The following is a 17712-nucleotide window of genomic DNA, read 5'->3' as shown; positions in this document are numbered from 1 at the left end:
TAATAATACAGTAAGATATTATTAGGAGGAGATGGTATGCCGGAAGATAGAGTTCATCATGAACATGACGTAGGTTACAAATATATATTTTCTCATAAGGAAACATTTCTGGAACTGCTGCGGGGATTTGTCAAAAAAGATTGGGTTGATTTAATCAAGAGTGAGGATCTGATACTTATTGACAAGTCATATGTACTTGAAGACTTCAGTGAGGAAGAATCTGATATTGTATACAAAGTAAATTTAGATGGGCGGGATGTTATATTTTACATCCTTCTGGAATTTCAGTCCAGGGTAGACTACAGGATGCCCATGAGACTGCTGTTTTATATAGTTGAGATATGGAGAGAAATTTTGAAGAATACCTCAAAGAAGGAAAGACGCAGAAAAGATTTTAAATTGCCCTCAATTATTCCCATGGTGCTCTACAATGGTAAAGGCAGGTGGACTGCTTGTAGAAATTTTAGGGATGTACTGAGTGGTGGTGAACTGTTTGGCGAGAATATAATAGACTTTAGGTATATACTGTTTGATATTTACAGGTATGATGAAAATAATCTCAAAGCCATGGCAAATATGGTATCTACTGTATTTCTATTGGATAAAGAGATAAGCAGGGAAGATTTGATAAGGAGACTTAGGCTTACAGTCTATGCTCTTAAAAAGATAACACCGGAACAATTTGATATACTTAAAACCTGGCTTAAAGGCATAATGAAGCCAAAGTTAGATGAAAAATCCAGAGTTGAGGTAGAGAAAATATTGGAGAAATCCAGTCAGAGGGAGGTGAATTCCATGGTATCCAATTTGGGCAAAACTATAGAGAATATCGTAAAAGAGGGTAAAACCAAGGGCCTGGAAGAAGGTAGAAAAGAAGGCATAAAAGAAGGCATAAAAGAAGGCAGGGAAGAAGGTAAAAGAGAAGGTAGAAAAGACGGGTTGCTTCAGGGATTGGAAAAGTTGCTGGGTATTAAGTTTTCTGATACTTCCTGCATTGGAAGGATAAAAAAGATAGAGGATGAAGATATATTGAATTCTGTGTTTGAAGATGCAGTTAAGAGCAATTCCATTGGAGAGTTTGAAGAAAAATTGAGACAGAGAAAATTAAATTAGTGGCAGTATTGGTTGATTTCCGGATAAGACCGGAAATCTTTATTTTTGTGTGAATTTAAGCTGTCACCGGGGATTGTAATAAACAAGGCAGGATATACAAAGTGAAATTATAGTGAAGAATATTTTTATTTTTTATAATATATTTCAAAAATTTTGCCGATTGTCGGAAAAACATTTACATATTTTATATATTTGGCTATTTATTATATATATAAAATTACATAGCTTTTACTGATAATATCTCTCAATTACGACATGAATCTATATTTTATAGACTTTGACTTTCTTTGACCTTTATTGTATTATAATAACTGTAATAAGGATTACCTTTATAGAAGGCAGTTAAAAGAATGAATAATATAATAAATAGTGTAGAGTGGAAAAGGAGGTATGTACCATGTTTGATATGGTTCCATTCAGAAAAAATAATTCTTTGAGTCAGGGTGATGCATTCAGAAATTTTGTAGATTCGTTTTTCAATAATGATTTCTTTTCACCGGTTTTAAGTGGATTTAACAGCGGATTCAAGGTTGATCTCAAGGAAGATGCAGATTCCTATAAAGTTGAAGCAGACCTTCCCGGAGTAAAAAAGGATGCCATAGATTTGGATTTTGAAAACAACTATCTTACCATATCCGCAAAGAGAGAGGACCAGAAGGAGGATAAAGGAGAAGGATATGTAAGACGTGAAAGAAGTTATGGAGAACTTAAGAGAAGTTTTTATATAGATAATGTAGATGATAAAAATGTCACAGCTTCTTTCAAAGATGGAGTTTTGGAAATTGTTCTTCCGAAGATAAAAAAGGGCCAGGACAAAACGGGAAAAATTGATATCAAATAGTTGACAGGCCGGGGACTGACCCCCTTACAATAATTGTAAGGGGGTCAGTCCCTCTTTCTGATTAAAAATATATATTTAGGAGCATAATCTAAAGCAGAAGGAGTGAAGGGAAAGTGCCAAGAAGAACAAGAGAGTGGTATCCAGGTGCATGCTACCATATAATCTGCAGGGGAAATCATAAGGATGATTTGTTTAAAGATAAAAAAGACTATCAGGTTTATTTGAATATATTAAAATATGCAAAGAAAAAGCTGGAATATGAGTTATACTGCTATTGCTTTATGACAAACCATATACATATGCTTATGAAAACGGAGGAAATACATATAGGTGTCATTATGAAAAGGATAAATATGATTTATTCCATTTATTTCAACAAGAAATATAATCTGATAGGTCATTTGTTTCAGGATAGATATAAATCCAAGATTATAAGAGATGACAAACATCTGCTTGAAGCGAGCAGATACATACACTTGAATCCCGTAAAAGCCGATATTGTGAAAAATCCTGAGGACTATCAGTGGAGCAGTTATAGGAGTTTTGTAGGATTTTCAAAAGAAAAAATAATAAACAAGGGAAAGATACTTTCTTATTTTGAAGATAGGGAAGAGTATAAAAAATTTGTTATATGGGGACTGACCCCATTACAAAAAATGTAAATAGTTCATATTTGGATAGTGCAATTAAAATTATGAATATTATGGGTTATAATGAAAGTAATGTTAAAAGAGTATTCTTGGAAGGGAGTGTTTATTTTACCTGAGATAAGTTTGTTTTTTGGTATAAGAATAACTATAAATTATAGTTATCACATGCCTCCTCATTTTCATGCTGAGTATAATGGAGATAGAGCATTAATTGATATAATGGACGTAAAAGTATTAAAAGGAATGCTTCCCAAACGTCAGCTAAAATTGGTATTGGCTTGGGCAGAATTGCATAAGGATGAACTGATACAAAATTGGGAATTATCAAGATCGCATGAGAGACTTAATAAAATATCACCGTTATCGTAAAGGGGGGACTTTTTATGGAATATTTTCCAGAAGTAATACAGGTAATACCTACTGAAAATTATAAAGTATACATTTATTTTGATGATGGCTCAATAAAACTGTTTGATGCCTCTGATGTGATAAATAAGGGTGTTTTCAAGCAGATTAAGAATAAGAATGTTTTTATGGACAGATGTACTGTTTTAAATGGGACTTTGGCGTGGGATATTGAGGGAAATTATGATCCGGGTGAATGTCTGGATATAGATCCCTTTGAATTGTATAAATGTCCTGAAGTTGAGGAGCCTTCTGAACTGTTTAATTCTCAGAAAAAGTAAGTATTTATGTTGACTGGCTGAAATTTATGTCATATACTTAATTATAATGTAACAAATAGTTTTTAAAAATTTAATATTTGATGTTAGGTGCTGTTTTTTGATAGTTAAAAGGAAAAGTGTAGTAAACACTGCAGCCCCACCGCTACTGTATGGAAGATGAAACCTTGTTTGTATCACTGGTAAGTTATCTGGGAAGATGAGGGAGTAGGATGAATCCGAGCCAGGAAGCCTGCCTGACATTTTTTGTTAATTCTTTCGGAGGGCAAGATATTATACATTTTATTAATTGCGTGTTTTATTGACAAGGTAATGCGGATAGTTGGACTGCAGTATAAATAGGAAGGACCCTCAGGGGTTCTTTTGTTGTTGTAAAATTATTCCACAGGGAATTTTGCCGTATGAACATACAATTTTCACTGATGAAACAATATTCTTGTTCACCATATTAGTAACTTAGGGGGAAGATATGTTGAAAAAATTTAGAATGGGAGGCTTGATTTTGCTGTGTGCTGCTTTGATAATGTCCACTTTGGCGGCAGGGTGTCAAAGCAATACACAGAAAAAGTCTGCTTCAAGTGGTGAAAAAATTAAAGTTGCGTTTGTCTATGAAGGTCCTATAAGCGATGTAGGATGGAATTTTGCCCAGGATCAAGGGAGAAAGTATTTGATAAGTCATATGCCCAATGTAGAAGTGACATATGTGGACAATGTTCCTGAAACTGCTGATTCTGAAAAGATATTTACACAGCTTGCCCAAAAAGGAAATAAGATTATATTTGGGACAACCTATGGATATATGGATTATATGGCAAATGTGGCAAAAAAATTTCCCAAGGTAGTTTTTATGCACTGCAGCGGATATAAAACTTCAAATAACCTGGGTACATATTTTGGACGTGATTATGAAGGGAGATATCTTTCGGGAATTCTTGCAGGTAAGTATACAAAAAGCAATATAATAGGTTTTTTGGCTCCATTTTCCATACCTGAAGTCATAAGAAACATTGACGCATTTACTCTGGGAGCTCAATCTGTAAATCCAGGTGTAAAGGTTAAAGTGGTGTATACAAATTCCTGGAGTGATCCTGCAACTGAAAAAACTGCAGCTAACAGCCTTGTAGATGCTGGTGCGGATGTACTTGCAATGCACCTGGATTCCACAACCGTGCCCCAGACTGCACAGGAAAGGGGAGTGTATGCAATCGGCTTCAGCTCCGACATGAGATCCAAAGCTCCAAAAGCAGTGCTTGGAGGGGCAGTCTGGAATTGGGGGCCACATTATGTAAAGATAGTGAAATCCGTAGCTGACGGTACGTGGAAATCGTCGCAGTACTGGGGCGGCATTAAAGATGATTCAATAATTGATATAGGACCTTACGGGAATATGGTGGACAGTGATGCGAAATCACTGGTTTCAAAAAAGAGAAATGATATTATAAGCGGCAGGCTGAATGTGTTTGCAGGACCTATATATGATCAGTCGGGAAATTTGAAGGTTTCCCAGGGTCAGAAGCTTACAGATGAACAGATGCTTTCACTTAACTGGTTTGTAAAGGGTGTTGAAGGAACAATTTCCAAGTAGAATACATTACTGATATTGAGAGATAATTCTCTGCTGCCGGCTTTTTAGAAAGGCCGGCATGTAAATTTTAAAGGTTGGAGAGGGGTAACATGAAAAAATTATCTGTAGTTGAAATGATAAACATATCCAAGAAATTTTCCAGAGTACCTGCCAACGATAAAATTTGTTTTTCGCTAAATAAAGGTGAAATTCATGCATTATTAGGCGAAAATGGAGCGGGTAAGAGCACCCTTATGAATATACTGTCGGGACTTTACAGGCCGGATTATGGTGAGATAAAAATAAATGGGAAAACTGTGGAATTCAATTCACCCAAAGACGCCATAGCATGTGGTATAGGGATGGTCCACCAGCATTTTGAACTGGTAAAAGCATTTACCGTATCGGAAAATATAATGATTGGACTTAAAAATTTAAAGCAGATTTACAATAAAAAATACATAGACAATCAGATTGTAGAAAGTGCTCAAAAATATGGACTTGAGGTAGAGCCGGATGCCAGGGTGCGGCAGCTTACAGTAGGGGAAATGCAGAAGGTTGAAATTATAAAAGTGTTGATGCAGGGGGCAGAAATACTTATAATGGATGAGCCTACGGCAGTGCTTGCGAAAAACGAGATAGAGGCCTTTTACAATACACTTCATCTGATGGTTGGAGAAGGGAAATCAATTATAATAATATCCCATAAAATGCGGGAGGTTATAAAAAATACTGATAGAATTACCATACTGCAAAATGGCAGATCGATAGGTACCTTTGACACAAAATCTGTGGAGGAAAGCAAAATTTCAGAAATGATGATGGGAAAGGATAAAATATGCAATTTGGTTAAAAGAACGGCGGTAAAGCCGGAAAAGGTCCTGGAATTAAAGAATGTATGCTGCAGTTCTTCAGAAGGTTTTGTGAAGCTGAAGGATATATCTTTCAGTATACATCAGGGAGAGATACTTGGTATTGCAGGAATTGACAACAACGGGCAGAGAGAACTGGCAGAAGTCATTGCAGGACTCATTCCCGTCCAAGAAGGTAATATAATTTTAAAGGGGTCAAGCTGTACCGGTGAAAACAGGAAAAGACGTATAGAGCGTGGAATAGGCTATGTACCGGAAGACAGGATGACTACAGGTCTTGTGGGGAATATGAACCTCTGTGAAAATGCAGTACTTGAGAGTTATCGCAGTACTCCGGGAATTTTTATGAACTGGAAAAAAGTACGTGAGGATACAGAGGACATAGTTGAAAAATTTAATATTAAAGTGTCTTCCATATATGATCAGGCTGGTACAATGTCGGGCGGCAACATGCAGAAACTTCTTCTGGCAAGGGAAATAGAGATGAATCCCGTCGTGCTTGTTCTTTCCTATCCATTTAGAGGACTTGACATAGGAGCTTCACAATATATGAAGAAACTTTTGCTGGAGGAAAGAAATAAAGGCAGGGCGCTTCTTCTTATATCTGAAGAAATTGACGACTTGCTGCAGCTTTCAGACAGGATTGCCGTATTACATCAGGGACTTATAGTGGACATAGTAAATCCCATGGAAGTTACTGCTGAGTCCATAGGTATGATGATGTACGAAGGCGGAAAGGAGAATTACAGTGGCTAGTTTTGATTTTACAGGGTGGAAATTGGAAAAAACAAATTCCTGTTCCATGAAAAAACAGATAATTGTTTCCATTTTGTCTCTGGCAGGCGGAATTATATTTTCTTCTTTCATAATTGCCGTTACTGGAAACAATCCGGCAGATGTGTGCTACCAGATATTTTCAGGAGCCTTTGGATCTGCATATGGAGTTTCTGAAACTCTGGCAAAATCCATACCTCTTATGCTCACTTCACTCGGAGTTTCACTGTCTTTTCGTATGAATCTCTGGAACATAGGCGGAGAAGGGCAGTTTTTCATGGGAGCTTTCGGGGCCTCCTGGGCAGCGCTTGAATTTCCTTCACTGCCTTCCGGTGAGCTTCTGCTGCTTATGCTGGCCTGTGGGTTTGCAGCTGGAGGAATATGGGCTTTAGCTGCAGCAATTCCAAAGGCCTTCTTAAATATAAATGAAACCATAAGCACACTGCTTTTGAATTATATAGCTATTTTATGGGTTCAGTATCTGGTATTTGGACCATGGAAAGATCCTAAAGGAAAAAATTTTCCGGTGACTGCAGCTTTTTCACAGAATGCAGCACTGCCCTGTCTTGGAAATACGGATATAAATATAGGTCTGTTTGCTGCAGTGATAATTGGGCTGCTTCTGTTTCTTTTCCTGAAATATTCCAGGTGGGGTTATGAGATAAAAGTAAGCGGAAACAGCAGGAATACGGCAGTTTATGCGGGGATGAACTATGCAAAAAACATATTGATAGTAATGTTTATAAGCGGCGGAATAGCCGGGGCAGCCGGGATGATAGAAATATCAGGTGCTGTTCACAGGCTCCAGCAGGATATATCTCCCGGATACGGTTATACAGCAGTTATAATTGCACTTTTAGCCAGGCTTAATCCCTTTGGAATAATGATTGTTTCATTTTTTATGGGAGGACTTTTTGTAGGAGGATATAATCTGCAGACCTCGGGTTTTTCGCTGAGCACGGTTTTGATGTTCCAGGGTGCCATACTGCTTTTTGTGCTGGGCAGTGAAATATTGCTCCAGTATAAATTGGTGAGAAAGGAGAGAACATAATGAGTACATTTATGATTTCCATGCTTGCTGCGGGAATTATTGCAGGTACTCCGCTGCTATATGCCTGTCTTGGAGAGCTTTTGTCCGAGAAATCAGGAGTTATAAATTTAGGGGTGGAGGGCATGATGCTTGTAGGAGCCGTAGCGGGATTTTCAGTCAGTATCAATACTGGAAACAGGTGGATTGGATTTGCGGCAGGCTGTGGTGCCGGTGCAGTTCTGGCATTTTTTCATGGGCTGCTTACAGTAAAATTGAAGGCAAATCAGGTGGCAAGCGGTGTGGCACTTGCCATATTTGGGACGGGATTTAGTGCATATCTGGGAAAATCCTACATAGGTGTGCTGCCGGTTGACTCATTTAAGGCAGTGAGCATACCGCTTTTAAATAAAATACCTGTAATAGGGGCAGTCTTTTTTAAAAATGATGTTCTGGTGTATTTGAGTTTTATACTGGTCTTTGTAATGTGGTTTGTATTATACAGGACCAAAGCGGGACTTATAATCAGGACTGTAGGTGAAAATCCCTTTTCTGCAAGTACGGCGGGTATAAATGTTTCACTGGTGAGGTACGTATGTGTGGTTTTGGGCGGCATGCTGTCAGGAGCCGCAGGAGCATATATATCACTTGCATACTCACCCTCCTGGAGTGAAAATATGACGGCAGGCAGAGGCTGGATTGCCATAGCTCTTGTTATATTTGCCATGTGGAATCCAGTTCGTGCCATGGCAGGGGCATATATTTTCGGAATCATAAGTTCCCTTGGCCTGCATCTGCAGGCTTTCGGCTTCACTGTACCAGTACACATACTTCAAATGCTCCCCTATATTTTTACTTTTGTGGTTCTCATTATTACCACCAAAGAGACCAAAACAAGGCGTTCTGCCATGCCGCAATCTTTGGGTAGGGACTGACCCCATCCCATTTTTTTACAAAATATTATAAATTTCCAGTTACATCCTAGTACTTTGAAAGAAGAAATGGGCAATATAAAGTATAGAAGACTCTATGATCATAAGGGAGGATAAAATGGATGAATACGAAAATGAGTGAATGTTTTGTGAGAAATTCAACTGCATCTTTGAAAAAAGTGCTTATGTGTCCGCCTACCTATGCATATTTAAAAAAGCATACATATGGTGAAGATAATGGGATCAGAATAAATGGTGCTCTCTGCATGAAGGAACATGAAGAACTTGTAGATGCATACAGATCAAATGGTGTGGAGGTGGTTTTGATGAAACCTGATCATGATCTCCATGATCAGGTATTTGCCAGGGATTTTGGTGCCAGCATAAGAGAAGGCTATATACTTGGAAACTTTAGAATAGAACCCAGAAAGTCTGAAACACAAGCCTACCGGAAGAAAATGGAGGAACTCGGCATTCCCTGTGTGGCAAGGTGCAGCAGAGGACATTTTGAAGGCGGCGACTTCTGGATGCTGGATGACAGCACCATAGCCATAGGTATACTGGAGCGCACTGATGAATTGGGTGTCGAGGAGATAAAACAGCAGATAGCAAGGTATGGTTATGAAGTCATAGGGGTTAAGTCGCCCGAAAAATGTCTTCACCTGGATATGTGCTTTAATATAGTTGCGGAAAAACTTGCTGTAATATGCAGTGAGGTTCTTCCGGGCGAGTTTTTGGACATATTGAAGGACAGAAATTTCAAACTCATAGAAGTGGACAGAGACAATCTGCTTAGATGCCACTGCAATCTTCAGGCGCTGGGAAACGAAAAAGTGGTATCCTTTCGGGATAATAGAAAAGTCAACAGTGCTTTGAGATCCTATGGAATTGAAGTAATAGAGCCCCATATAAGTGAGATGTTTAAACATGGAGGCGGAATACACTGCATGACTTTCCCGCTGAAAAGGAAGTAAATACGATTTGATTATGGAAAACAGCCGTTAAAAAGGCTGTTTTTTTGTATCAAATAAAAAATTTTTTTGATTTTTTCAGTTAATTACTATAAATACATAACAAGCACAGTTTATTTTTTTATATACTGCTCATACTAAATTATATGACCAGTGCTGTTTTTGACGGCTGGTTAAGTTAAAAAGCTATATTTATTAGACTTTGACTTTCTTTGACTTTTACTGTACTATAATAACTGTAATAAAGATTACCAATACGAGGAGGTTATGTATTATGTTTGATATGATTCCATTTAGAAAAGATAATTCCATGAGCAGAGGCGACGAATTTGAAAAATTCATGAAGTCCTTTTTCAATAATGACTTTTCACCGGTTGGAATGAATGTTTTTGGCAGGGACTTTAAAGTTGATCTTAAGGAAAATGATGATTCTTATCTAGTTGAGGCAGATCTTCCTGGAGTAAATAAAGATGATATAAATTTGAGTTTCAAAAATAACTATCTGACTATATCGGCCAAGAGGGAGAACTCCAGAGAAGATAAAAAAGAGGATTTTGTAAGGCGTGAGAGAAACTATGGAGAATTCAAAAGAAGTTTTTATATAGACAATGTAGATGACCAGAAAATCGATGCTTCCTTTAAAGACGGAGTTTTGAAAATAGAACTTGCTAAATCTGAAAAAGGCAGGAATAGAGGCAGGAAAATAGACATCAACTAATACAGCCCATACAAAAACGCGGCACTGTAATTGACTTTACAGTGCTGCGTTTTATGTTATAATTGAATACTATAGAATATGCTAATATATACAAGAGGGGGTAATTTATGTATTTTGTAAGCCAGTGGGAAATGATAATTAGATTGGTACTCTCAGGAGTACTTGGAGCTTTAATAGGTTTTGAAAGAAGAAGTCACTTCAAGGAGGCAGGGCTCAGAACCCATTTTGTAGTAGCGGTGGGCAGTGCACTTATTATGCTGGTATCAAAATATGGGTTTTCAGATCAGCTCTATACAAATGCCATATCACTGGATCCAAGCAGGGTAGCTGCCCAGGTGGTGAGCGGAATCGGATTTCTGGGAGCTGGAACTATAATAGTAGAGCATCAATTTGTGAGAGGCTTGACTACTGCTGCCGGATTGTGGGCCACTGCAGGAATAGGCATAGCAATTGGTGCCGGTATGTATATTCCCGGTATGAGTGCCACTGCGCTGATACTTGTAGGTCTGGAAATATTCAATAAATTTCATAAGACCGCTTCCTATTCTATCGGCAGGATGGATCTTTCAGAAGAGGGAATCAACCCTGTGCTGGATATTCTAAAAAATTCAAAAGTGAAAATATCGGATATCCGTGTGAACAGGCACCATAACAAAGACGACAAGAATTTTGAGACAAGACTCACCTTCAGGGTGTATACCAGAAATAAAAATGAAATAAAAAAAATTGTAGTAAATATTTTAAAAATACCTTATGTAAAAAATGTAGATGTAGAATAATATAATAGTATAATAGTAAGTACACATAGTGATAATATTATTAAAAACTTGGTGTTGTCGGTTGTACGCCAGTTAAATAAAGAAGGTGCAGGGTTTATGATTATTAATTGTGATGAATTGCTGAAAAAACACAGAATAATAAAAATGAGAAAAACAGCCAAAAGAGTAAATTTTATAGGAATATTCAACAAGGATGTATATAATATAACGGCTCCCTTTACAAATAAGGGAATAACCGTAATAGCCGGCAGAGTTGAATCAAAGATGGGAAGAGATTCCATGGTGCTGTTCTTTGAAAAATACAAAGGTGCCTGGTGTCATATAGTGGAATCACCTATCATGGAGCTGGAGGATCCTTTTTTTACAAGAATAGGCAGCGAAATAGTGGTAGGCGGGGTGGAAGTGTTCAACAGCATAAATAATCCCTATAACCTTATATGGAGAACTATAATGTATAAAGGAAGAGATATTTTTCACCTCAAGCTTTTCTTTGTAGGACCTGACGGCATGAAGGATTTGCGTATAGCCGAGCTTAAGGACGGGAGTATAGGTGTACTGACCCGGCCGCAGGGAGCCAAGGGAGGAAAGGGAAAAATAGGTTTTACCAAAATAAAAAGATTGAATGATTTGAGTATGGGAGTTATAGAAGATGCACCTATTCTAAATGACTTTTTACATGATGATGAATGGGGAGGAATAAACAGCATATATCCCATTGATGAAAATAATATAGGCCTGCTGGGTCATATAGCCAAAATGGATGAAAATGGAATGAAACATTATTATTCCATGACTTTTGTACTGGACATAAATTCCATGACATATAAGGATGTGAAGATAATTGCGGCCAGAGAGGATTTTCTGCCTGGGCCAAGCAAGGACGAAAGTCTGTATGATGTTGTGTTCAGCGGCGGGCTTACATTTGAAGGCAAAAAAGCCACTTTATATGCAGGAATAAGTGATATTGAGGCTCAGACCATTGAAATAGATAATCCTTTTTATGATCATATCAAAGACAAAGAGGAAGTGTAAGCATGGATATAAAGAGGTATGAATTCAATCCGATTATAACCTGCAGGGATGCAGAACCCTCCAATAAGAATTTTGAAGTTATAGGGGTGTTCAATCCTGGAGCAGCGGAGTATGAAGGTGAAACAGTACTTGCCGTCAGAGTTGCAGAGAGATTTAAAGACAGTGGTGATGGACATATCAAAATTCCTGTTGTAGATGGTGAAAGCGGACTTTTAAAAGCTCTTGACATAGATAAAGGGGACATGACCTATGATTTCAGTGATTCCAGGGTGATAAGGAAGAGAGAAAGCTCTCATGATTTTGCCTATCTCACCTCCATGTCACATATAAGGCTTGCCAGGAGCAAAGACGGAGTGAATTTCAAAATAGAGGACAGACCTTTTATATTTCCTAAAAATAAATATGAAAGCTTTGGTGTGGAGGATCCGAGAATAACCAAGATAGAGGACAGCTACTATATAACCTGCAGTGCGGTGTCACAATACGGCATTGTCACTGCATTGTCCGTAACCACTGATTTTAGAAGTTATAAAAGACTCGGAAATATTTTTGGCACGGAAAACAAGGATGTGGTGATCTTCCCTGAAAAAATAAATGGCAGGTACTTTGCACTTAACAGGCCTGTGTCAAAAAGTACAGGCGATCCTGTAATATGGATATCTGAATCCGAAGATCTCATTCACTGGGGAAACCACCAGGTACTTGCAGGTACCAGAAAAAATTTCTGGGATTCTAAAAAGATAGGAGCTGGAATACCTCCTATAAAAACAGGCAGTGGCTGGCTGGAATTGTATCACGGAGTGGATGATCAGGAGCATTACAGTATGGGGGCACTTCTGCTTGACAGCAGCTGTCCTTCAAAAATAATTGCCCGCAGTGAAAAACCTATTCTCAAGCCTCAGGAAAATTACGAAACAGAAGGATTTTTTTCAAATGTGGTTTTCCCCTGTGGTGCTGTAGAAAAACAAAATCAATTATATATATACTATGGAATATCAGACAATTCCATTGGACTTGCAACTGCAAAAGTAGAAGATATTCTAAATACTCTGGTATGACTGCCTGCTGTGAGTTGCATTGACAACTGTGCATTGTAAATTGCCTAAAGTTCCGCTATGATGTTTCCTGTCTCTGAGAGATCATAGCCTCCTATGCCTGAAAGCTCCTGCTTGAAATTGTCTGACTGCAGTATTTTAATTATTGATTTAAAAGGAGGATTATCCAGATCCTCTTTTTTTATTACCAGCTCATATCTCTCCTTCTGCATGGGTATGAAATCTATGTTCTTGACCTGCAGGCTGGTTTTTTCATTTCCAATTCCCACATCCGCACCTCCTCTGGCCACGGTGCTGGCTACGGCAAGATGAGAAAGACACTCTCTGCCATAACCCGGTATGTTTTTGCCGTTTATGTTGAGCAGTCTCAAATGCTCATCCAGTAAAATCCTGACGCCGCATCCCTTTTCCCTGTTTATAAGGTTTATATCCGGTCTCTTGAAATCCTCCCAGCTGTGAATGTTTTTAGGATTCCCCTTTGCAACATAAAAGCCTTCCATCCTGCAGGCCAGATGGATTATAACTGTTGGAATGCCGGGAATCAGCCTTCTTACAAAAGGTATATTGTATTTACCGGAGTCTCCATCCCATAAATGAGCGGTAGCCACCTGCACCTTTCCCATGTAAAGTCCCAGTAATCCTTTATAACTTCCCACATATGAACGAAATGTCCTTATTTCCGGATAGTACAGCTCTATGTAACGGGACAGTATATCCAGAAGCATATCCTGACCGCAGATCACGAAATCGTCTTCTCTGGTATTTCCCGGGTAAAAAATATCAGAAGACGAAAAATCACGGTTTTCAAGTAAAGCATCCTGATGGGTGCCCATATTCTTTCCCCTGTTCTTGTATTCCTCTACATCCTTTATATCAACCCGGATTTTTTTGCCTACCTTGTATCCCTTTAACTCTCCTCTTTTTATCAATTCATATACTGTATTCTTAGCTATTTTGAGCATTTCTGCTACTTCCTGTGGAGTCAGGGCGCTGTTTTCCATCATAAATATACCCTCCTCATCTGCTTATATTAGTAATTCTAATACATATTTTTCAAAAACACAAATTCATTTGTAGAAATATTTATGATATTTTACTGGATATAGCGGCTGTGATAAAATAGAATGTAAAAAAGGAGGAGGATAATATGAGAATAGCAGTTATTTCTGATATACATGGAAATCTGGAAGCACTTAAAGAGGCTTTCTCAAATATAGAAAAAAGAAAAGTGGATACAGTAGTATGTCTTGGAGATTTGGTGGGCTATGGACCATATCCCAATGAAGTTGTAGAATTTATAAAAGAAAAACACATATTGAATATACTGGGAAACTACGATGCGGCGGTACTGGAAAAAAAGTTCAACTATATAAGAGATAATAAGATCAATAAATTTTCCATGCCCTGGGCTGCAGATGAACTTAAAGAGGAAAACAAAAGTTATTTGAAAGCACTTCCTGAAAAAATAAGCCTTGAGTTCAGCCACAAAAAAATCTGTTTTGTGCACGGCAGCACCAGATCCATAAATGAATATCTGAAGGAAGGTTCCAGAGAGGCCCGGGAGGTGATGGAGTCTTTTACAGGAGATGTACTGGTATGTGCCCATACTCATATCCCCTATGAAAATAATTATGGATCCAAAATACTTATAAATGACGGCAGTATCGGAAAGCCTAAAATAGGAAGGCCCAACGGCACTTATGTAATTATGGATGTAAGAGATGGAAATGTATATGCAGAACTGGTGGAATTCACCTATGATTATGAAAAAACCATATCTGCCATGGAGAAGAAAGGCATAATAAAAGCCTGCATTGACAACATAAGAACTGGAAAAGAATATGTTTAAATTCAAAATAATGAAGGTTTTCGGCATACGCCGAAAACCAACTATCTATTGGGTAAAATGAGTGATGATAAATAAATGCAGTATGGTATAATAATATTAACATATCATTTCGTGAGTAAATTCATAAGTTCCAGAAAAAAGTTTCAGTTATATAATATAATAAAATTAAGGCGGATTGATAAGATTGGCAGATGATAAAATAAAATGGCATCCGGCATTTGCGGCTGCAGTACAGCTGGAGTTAAAAGAATACAAAGATGATCTGGAATTTATAACAGAATATCAATTGACGGATGAGCCGTTGAGAATAGATGTACTTGTTATAAAGAAACTTAAAGACATACAGATAAACAGGGCTATAGGCAGAATATTCAGGAAATATAATATACTGGAATACAAGTCGCCCACGGATTATATCTCAATAGATGACTATTACAAGGTGAAGGCATATGCTTATTTATATAAGTCACTGTCAGAGGAAACCAACGGTGTGGATATAGATGAAATTACAATTACGATGACTTCAAGCAAATATCCCCAAAAACTGATGGATTATCTAAAAAACAAACAGGGTGCTGTAGTGGAGACTGCAGACAATGGTATATATTATATATGGTATATATTATATAAAGAATACAGACATAGAGACACAGCTTATAGTATCGAAAAGACTGAAGGATGATGAAGCAAAATATCTAAAACTGCTTCAAACCCAGCAGCAGGATAAAAATCTGATGGAGAATTGGATGGCAGAATACATAAAAAATATAAAAAGCCCATTATATGCAGTGATAATGGATGTATTGGCAAAAGTGAATCCCAATAGAGTAATGGAGGTGTATAAGAATATGGGTAAAATAGAATTGAATGAAGACAACAGGATATTTTTGATGGATATGCTGAAGAAATTTGAAATTGATAAAAAGCTTAAGCAGGAGGGAAAAGAAGAAGGCAGAGAAGAAGGCAGAGAAGAGAAGGCAGAGCTTCTTGCTAAACAGTTAAGAAAAAAATTCAATGGATTGCCCAAAATTTATGATGATAAAATAAAAACTCTTTCAAATGACAAGATTGAAGCTATTGCAACGGATATATTTGACATGGAGAAGATAGAGGATTTGGAGAAATATTTTTAGCAGATTCAGTTTAGAGTGAATAGTTAAGATTAATAGTAAAGGATAGGCCATACCTGGATTTTAACATAAATCCAGGTATGGCCTTCTTGTTTACTGCTGATTCAAGTTGTCCATGGCAGTTGTGAGCCTTATATATAGGTTATATATGTCGCTGCTGTCTTGAACATCTGTAATGCTGTTCATTTCCTGACTTAAGTCCTGTAATTTCTGGGACTCCGTTTCTATTTTATCCTGATCCTGGGCATCTATCCCCTCTTCTATGGAATTCAGTATCTCTATGCAGCTGTTCGTATAATCTATGGACTGATTGACAGAATCGATTTGTTTATTTATACTGTCTAGATACTGTTTATTTAAAACTTCCAGTCCATCAGGCACAGATAACTTGGACACATCATCTCTGAGTACTGTCAAATTGCTTTTGTAGGTCGTGAGAGAGGAACTGCCGCTTGTTAGTACCTGAATCATCTGATCGAGATACTGGCGTATTTCCTCAATACTGCTGGCGGAATTAAGTTCTGACATTGTGCTGGTGGCATCGGTATAAGTTTCATTTAATTCATCTGCAGTATTGGAAGTTTCATTTTCATAGGATTCACAGTAACTTTTCAGGCTGTTTACATAGTCCTTCTCAGTCTGCGGCACTGCCGAAGGAGCCTTTAACAGGTACTCAACAGGCAGATCTATGGAGCCGAGTCCTCCCAGAAGATATACATTCCTGTAATTTTCCTTGTCTATATATGTCTTCTGATTTGACAGGTCATTTCCATCAGTTAGAATTATAGGCGCATTTAATTTGGAAGCCAGAGCGCTCCCGGAAAGTGCATCAGGAAAATTTTCACCATTTGCAAGTACTGCTGTACTGGAATTAAAATCGAAATTTTCACATATGCTCATGGAAGTGTCATATCTTGTCTGGCCTCCCAGTCTTGTTATATCTTCATCCTTCAAGTATGACAGCTGAGTTTTTAACTCGTCTATGGCGTCCTGAGATACAGAAGCTTGTCCTCCGATTACATATACCTTGGATGGTTTTATGGTTGAAATGAGGTTCTTTGTCTCGTCAGGCAGATTGTCCGTATTCACCATGAATATTGGATATCCCTTCGAAGCAGCTATGCTGGATATGCTCAAGGCATCCGCAAAACCCCATCCATTGGCCAGAACTATTGGAGTTCCGGTTTTTACATTCAGAGAACTGATTATATATTTGTTGGTGTCGAACCTGTTGGCCCCTCCCAATCTCGTGATATTCTTGTATCCCATCTGTGTTATATGATCCAGAATGTCATCGCTCACCGATGAAGTCCCGCCCAGTACGTAGATATTTCCAGAAGTACTCAGATGACTTTTTATATAATTCAAGGCATCTGAATTTTCATCTACAGTGGAATTCAATAAAAGTATGGGTGCATTGTATTTTTTGGACAGAACACTGCCGCCCAGAGCATCTGGAAAATCTTTTCCGCTGGCGAGTATTATATTCTGCAGGCTTCCGCTTTGAAAACTGTCTGCAATTTTCACGGATGTTTCGTATCTGTCAGTACCGGCAAGCCTTGTTATGTTGTATGTAGTTTTGGCGTAAGCCGGGGCTGAAGTGCAGAGCAGCACAGCTAAACCCACAGCTAGTCCGAATGTTTTTTTCATTGCATATATTCCCCCTTACAAGTATATACCTAAATTTTAGCACAAATGTGGTAAAAACTATATAAGAGAAAG

19 protein-coding genes and 1 riboswitch are annotated in these 17712 nt (G+C 37.9%); of the genes, 17 read left to right on the top strand and 2 right to left on the bottom strand.

Annotated features, from left to right (window positions below):
* Positions 1 to 36: 36 nt before the first annotated feature.
* The 14 genes from CLLU_RS06610 (at position 37) to CLLU_RS06545 (ending at position 13014) form a co-directional block, all read left to right on the top strand.
* Positions 37 to 1113 (top strand): Rpn family recombination-promoting nuclease/putative transposase, encoded by a 1077-nt coding sequence (locus CLLU_RS06610; RefSeq protein WP_242977507.1) that lies wholly within the window; start codon positions 37 to 39, stop codon positions 1111 to 1113.
* Between the two features lie 397 nt (positions 1114 to 1510).
* Positions 1511 to 1954: a heat shock protein Hsp18 gene (gene hsp18, locus CLLU_RS06605; RefSeq protein ID WP_106008814.1), complete on the top strand. Its 444-nt coding sequence runs from the start codon at positions 1511 to 1513 to the stop codon at positions 1952 to 1954.
* A 113-nt stretch (positions 1955 to 2067) separates the two neighbouring features.
* The gene (locus CLLU_RS06600; RefSeq protein WP_106008812.1) at positions 2068 to 2616 is read left to right on the top strand and encodes a transposase; all 549 of its coding nucleotides are present in this window, start codon (positions 2068 to 2070) and stop codon (positions 2614 to 2616) included.
* Between the two features lie 51 nt (positions 2617 to 2667).
* Entirely contained in the window at positions 2668 to 2973 is a 306-nt protein-coding gene (locus tag CLLU_RS06595; protein WP_242977506.1) for a DUF4160 domain-containing protein, read from the top strand.
* Positions 2974 to 2987: 14 nt separating this feature from the next.
* The gene (locus tag CLLU_RS06590; protein ID WP_106008810.1) at positions 2988 to 3290 is read left to right on the top strand and encodes a DUF2442 domain-containing protein; all 303 of its coding nucleotides are present in this window, start codon (positions 2988 to 2990) and stop codon (positions 3288 to 3290) included.
* 68 nt (positions 3291 to 3358) lie between these two features.
* A riboswitch (cobalamin riboswitch) is annotated at positions 3359 to 3541 on the top strand.
* A 215-nt stretch (positions 3542 to 3756) separates the two neighbouring features.
* Positions 3757 to 4872, top strand: coding sequence for a BMP family ABC transporter substrate-binding protein (locus CLLU_RS06585; protein WP_170065740.1), 1116 nt, complete (start codon positions 3757 to 3759; stop codon positions 4870 to 4872).
* 89 nt (positions 4873 to 4961) lie between these two features.
* Positions 4962 to 6479 carry an ABC transporter ATP-binding protein gene (locus CLLU_RS06580; RefSeq protein ID WP_106008808.1) on the top strand — a complete coding sequence of 506 codons (1518 nt, stop codon included), beginning with the start codon at positions 4962 to 4964 and terminating at the stop codon, positions 6477 to 6479.
* Positions 6472 to 7548: an ABC transporter permease gene (locus tag CLLU_RS06575; protein WP_242977505.1), complete on the top strand. Its 1077-nt coding sequence runs from the start codon at positions 6472 to 6474 to the stop codon at positions 7546 to 7548. Before CLLU_RS06580 ends, CLLU_RS06575 begins: the two co-directional genes overlap by 8 nt.
* The gene (locus tag CLLU_RS06570; protein ID WP_106008807.1) at positions 7545 to 8459 is read left to right on the top strand and encodes an ABC transporter permease; all 915 of its coding nucleotides are present in this window, start codon (positions 7545 to 7547) and stop codon (positions 8457 to 8459) included. Before CLLU_RS06575 ends, CLLU_RS06570 begins: the two co-directional genes overlap by 4 nt.
* A 131-nt stretch (positions 8460 to 8590) precedes the next feature.
* Complete coding sequence (locus CLLU_RS06565) at positions 8591 to 9430, top strand: dimethylarginine dimethylaminohydrolase family protein (RefSeq protein WP_170065742.1); 840 nt, start codon at positions 8591 to 8593, stop codon at positions 9428 to 9430.
* Positions 9431 to 9701: 271 nt separating this feature from the next.
* Positions 9702 to 10145, top strand: a complete 444-nt coding sequence (hsp18, locus tag CLLU_RS06560; RefSeq protein WP_106008804.1) for a heat shock protein Hsp18 — start codon at positions 9702 to 9704, stop codon at positions 10143 to 10145.
* 107 nt (positions 10146 to 10252) lie between these two features.
* Positions 10253 to 10924 carry an MgtC/SapB family protein gene (locus tag CLLU_RS06555; protein ID WP_106008802.1) on the top strand — a complete coding sequence of 224 codons (672 nt, stop codon included), beginning with the start codon at positions 10253 to 10255 and terminating at the stop codon, positions 10922 to 10924.
* Positions 10925 to 11020: 96 nt separating this feature from the next.
* Positions 11021 to 11956, top strand: a complete 936-nt coding sequence (locus CLLU_RS06550; protein ID WP_106008800.1) for a DUF1861 family protein — start codon at positions 11021 to 11023, stop codon at positions 11954 to 11956.
* A 2-nt stretch (positions 11957 to 11958) separates the two neighbouring features.
* On the top strand, positions 11959 to 13014 hold the full coding sequence (locus tag CLLU_RS06545) for a glycoside hydrolase family 130 protein (protein WP_106008799.1): 1056 nt from the start codon (positions 11959 to 11961) through the stop codon (positions 13012 to 13014).
* 44 nt (positions 13015 to 13058) lie between these two features.
* On the opposite strand, the gene CLLU_RS06540 is transcribed toward CLLU_RS06545, so the two are convergent.
* Positions 13059 to 14015: a helix-turn-helix transcriptional regulator gene (locus CLLU_RS06540; RefSeq protein WP_106008797.1), complete on the bottom strand. Its 957-nt coding sequence runs from the start codon at positions 14013 to 14015 to the stop codon at positions 13059 to 13061.
* Between the two features lie 143 nt (positions 14016 to 14158).
* Between CLLU_RS06540 and CLLU_RS06535 the strand changes: the two genes are divergently transcribed.
* The 3 genes from CLLU_RS06535 to CLLU_RS19100 all read left to right on the top strand — a co-directional run bounded on the left by CLLU_RS06535 (position 14159) and on the right by CLLU_RS19100 (position 15993).
* On the top strand, positions 14159 to 14860 hold the full coding sequence (locus CLLU_RS06535) for a metallophosphoesterase family protein (protein ID WP_106008795.1): 702 nt from the start codon (positions 14159 to 14161) through the stop codon (positions 14858 to 14860).
* A gap of 184 nt (positions 14861 to 15044) precedes the next feature.
* On the top strand, positions 15045 to 15542 hold the full coding sequence (locus CLLU_RS06530) for a hypothetical protein (protein ID WP_106008794.1): 498 nt from the start codon (positions 15045 to 15047) through the stop codon (positions 15540 to 15542).
* The gene (locus CLLU_RS19100) at positions 15457 to 15993 is read left to right on the top strand and encodes a DUF4351 domain-containing protein (protein WP_242977504.1); all 537 of its coding nucleotides are present in this window, start codon (positions 15457 to 15459) and stop codon (positions 15991 to 15993) included. Before CLLU_RS06530 ends, CLLU_RS19100 begins: the two co-directional genes overlap by 86 nt.
* A 90-nt stretch (positions 15994 to 16083) precedes the next feature.
* Here the strand turns inward: CLLU_RS19100 and CLLU_RS06520 are convergent, their stop codons facing one another.
* Entirely contained in the window at positions 16084 to 17640 is a 1557-nt protein-coding gene (locus tag CLLU_RS06520) for a cell wall-binding repeat-containing protein (RefSeq protein ID WP_106008793.1), read from the bottom strand.
* Positions 17641 to 17712 lie beyond the last annotated feature (72 nt).

The organism is Clostridium luticellarii, assembly GCF_002995845.1.
In the GTDB taxonomy this organism is placed as follows: domain Bacteria; phylum Bacillota; class Clostridia; order Clostridiales; family Clostridiaceae; genus Clostridium_B; species Clostridium_B luticellarii.
The sequence above is the reverse complement of the archived record's forward strand: the minus strand, read 5'-3'. Positions and strand labels throughout refer to the sequence as shown.

Excerpts from the sequence above, each read along its gene's own strand:
- CLLU_RS06610 (WP_242977507.1), top strand. The coding sequence starts at position 37 with ATGCCGGAAGATAGAGTTCATCATGAACATGACGTAGGTTACAAATAT.
- hsp18 (WP_106008814.1), top strand. The coding sequence starts at position 1,511 with ATGTTTGATATGGTTCCATTCAGAAAAAATAATTCTTTGAGTCAGGGT.
- CLLU_RS06595 (WP_242977506.1), top strand. The coding sequence starts at position 2,668 with ATGAAAGTAATGTTAAAAGAGTATTCTTGGAAGGGAGTGTTTATTTTA.
- CLLU_RS06590 (WP_106008810.1), top strand. The coding sequence starts at position 2,988 with ATGGAATATTTTCCAGAAGTAATACAGGTAATACCTACTGAAAATTAT.
- CLLU_RS06585 (WP_170065740.1), top strand. The coding sequence starts at position 3,757 with ATGTTGAAAAAATTTAGAATGGGAGGCTTGATTTTGCTGTGTGCTGCT.
- CLLU_RS06580 (WP_106008808.1), top strand. The coding sequence starts at position 4,962 with ATGAAAAAATTATCTGTAGTTGAAATGATAAACATATCCAAGAAATTT.
- CLLU_RS06565 (WP_170065742.1), top strand. The coding sequence starts at position 8,591 with ATGAGTGAATGTTTTGTGAGAAATTCAACTGCATCTTTGAAAAAAGTG.
- hsp18 (WP_106008804.1), top strand. The coding sequence starts at position 9,702 with ATGTTTGATATGATTCCATTTAGAAAAGATAATTCCATGAGCAGAGGC.
- CLLU_RS06555 (WP_106008802.1), top strand. The coding sequence starts at position 10,253 with ATGTATTTTGTAAGCCAGTGGGAAATGATAATTAGATTGGTACTCTCA.
- CLLU_RS06550 (WP_106008800.1), top strand. The coding sequence starts at position 11,021 with ATGATTATTAATTGTGATGAATTGCTGAAAAAACACAGAATAATAAAA.
- CLLU_RS06545 (WP_106008799.1), top strand. The coding sequence starts at position 11,959 with ATGGATATAAAGAGGTATGAATTCAATCCGATTATAACCTGCAGGGAT.
- CLLU_RS06540 (WP_106008797.1), bottom strand. The coding sequence starts at position 14,015 with ATGATGGAAAACAGCGCCCTGACTCCACAGGAAGTAGCAGAAATGCTC.
- CLLU_RS06535 (WP_106008795.1), top strand. The coding sequence starts at position 14,159 with ATGAGAATAGCAGTTATTTCTGATATACATGGAAATCTGGAAGCACTT.
- CLLU_RS19100 (WP_242977504.1), top strand. The coding sequence starts at position 15,457 with ATGGTATATATTATATATGGTATATATTATATAAAGAATACAGACATA.
- CLLU_RS06520 (WP_106008793.1), bottom strand. The coding sequence starts at position 17,640 with ATGAAAAAAACATTCGGACTAGCTGTGGGTTTAGCTGTGCTGCTCTGC.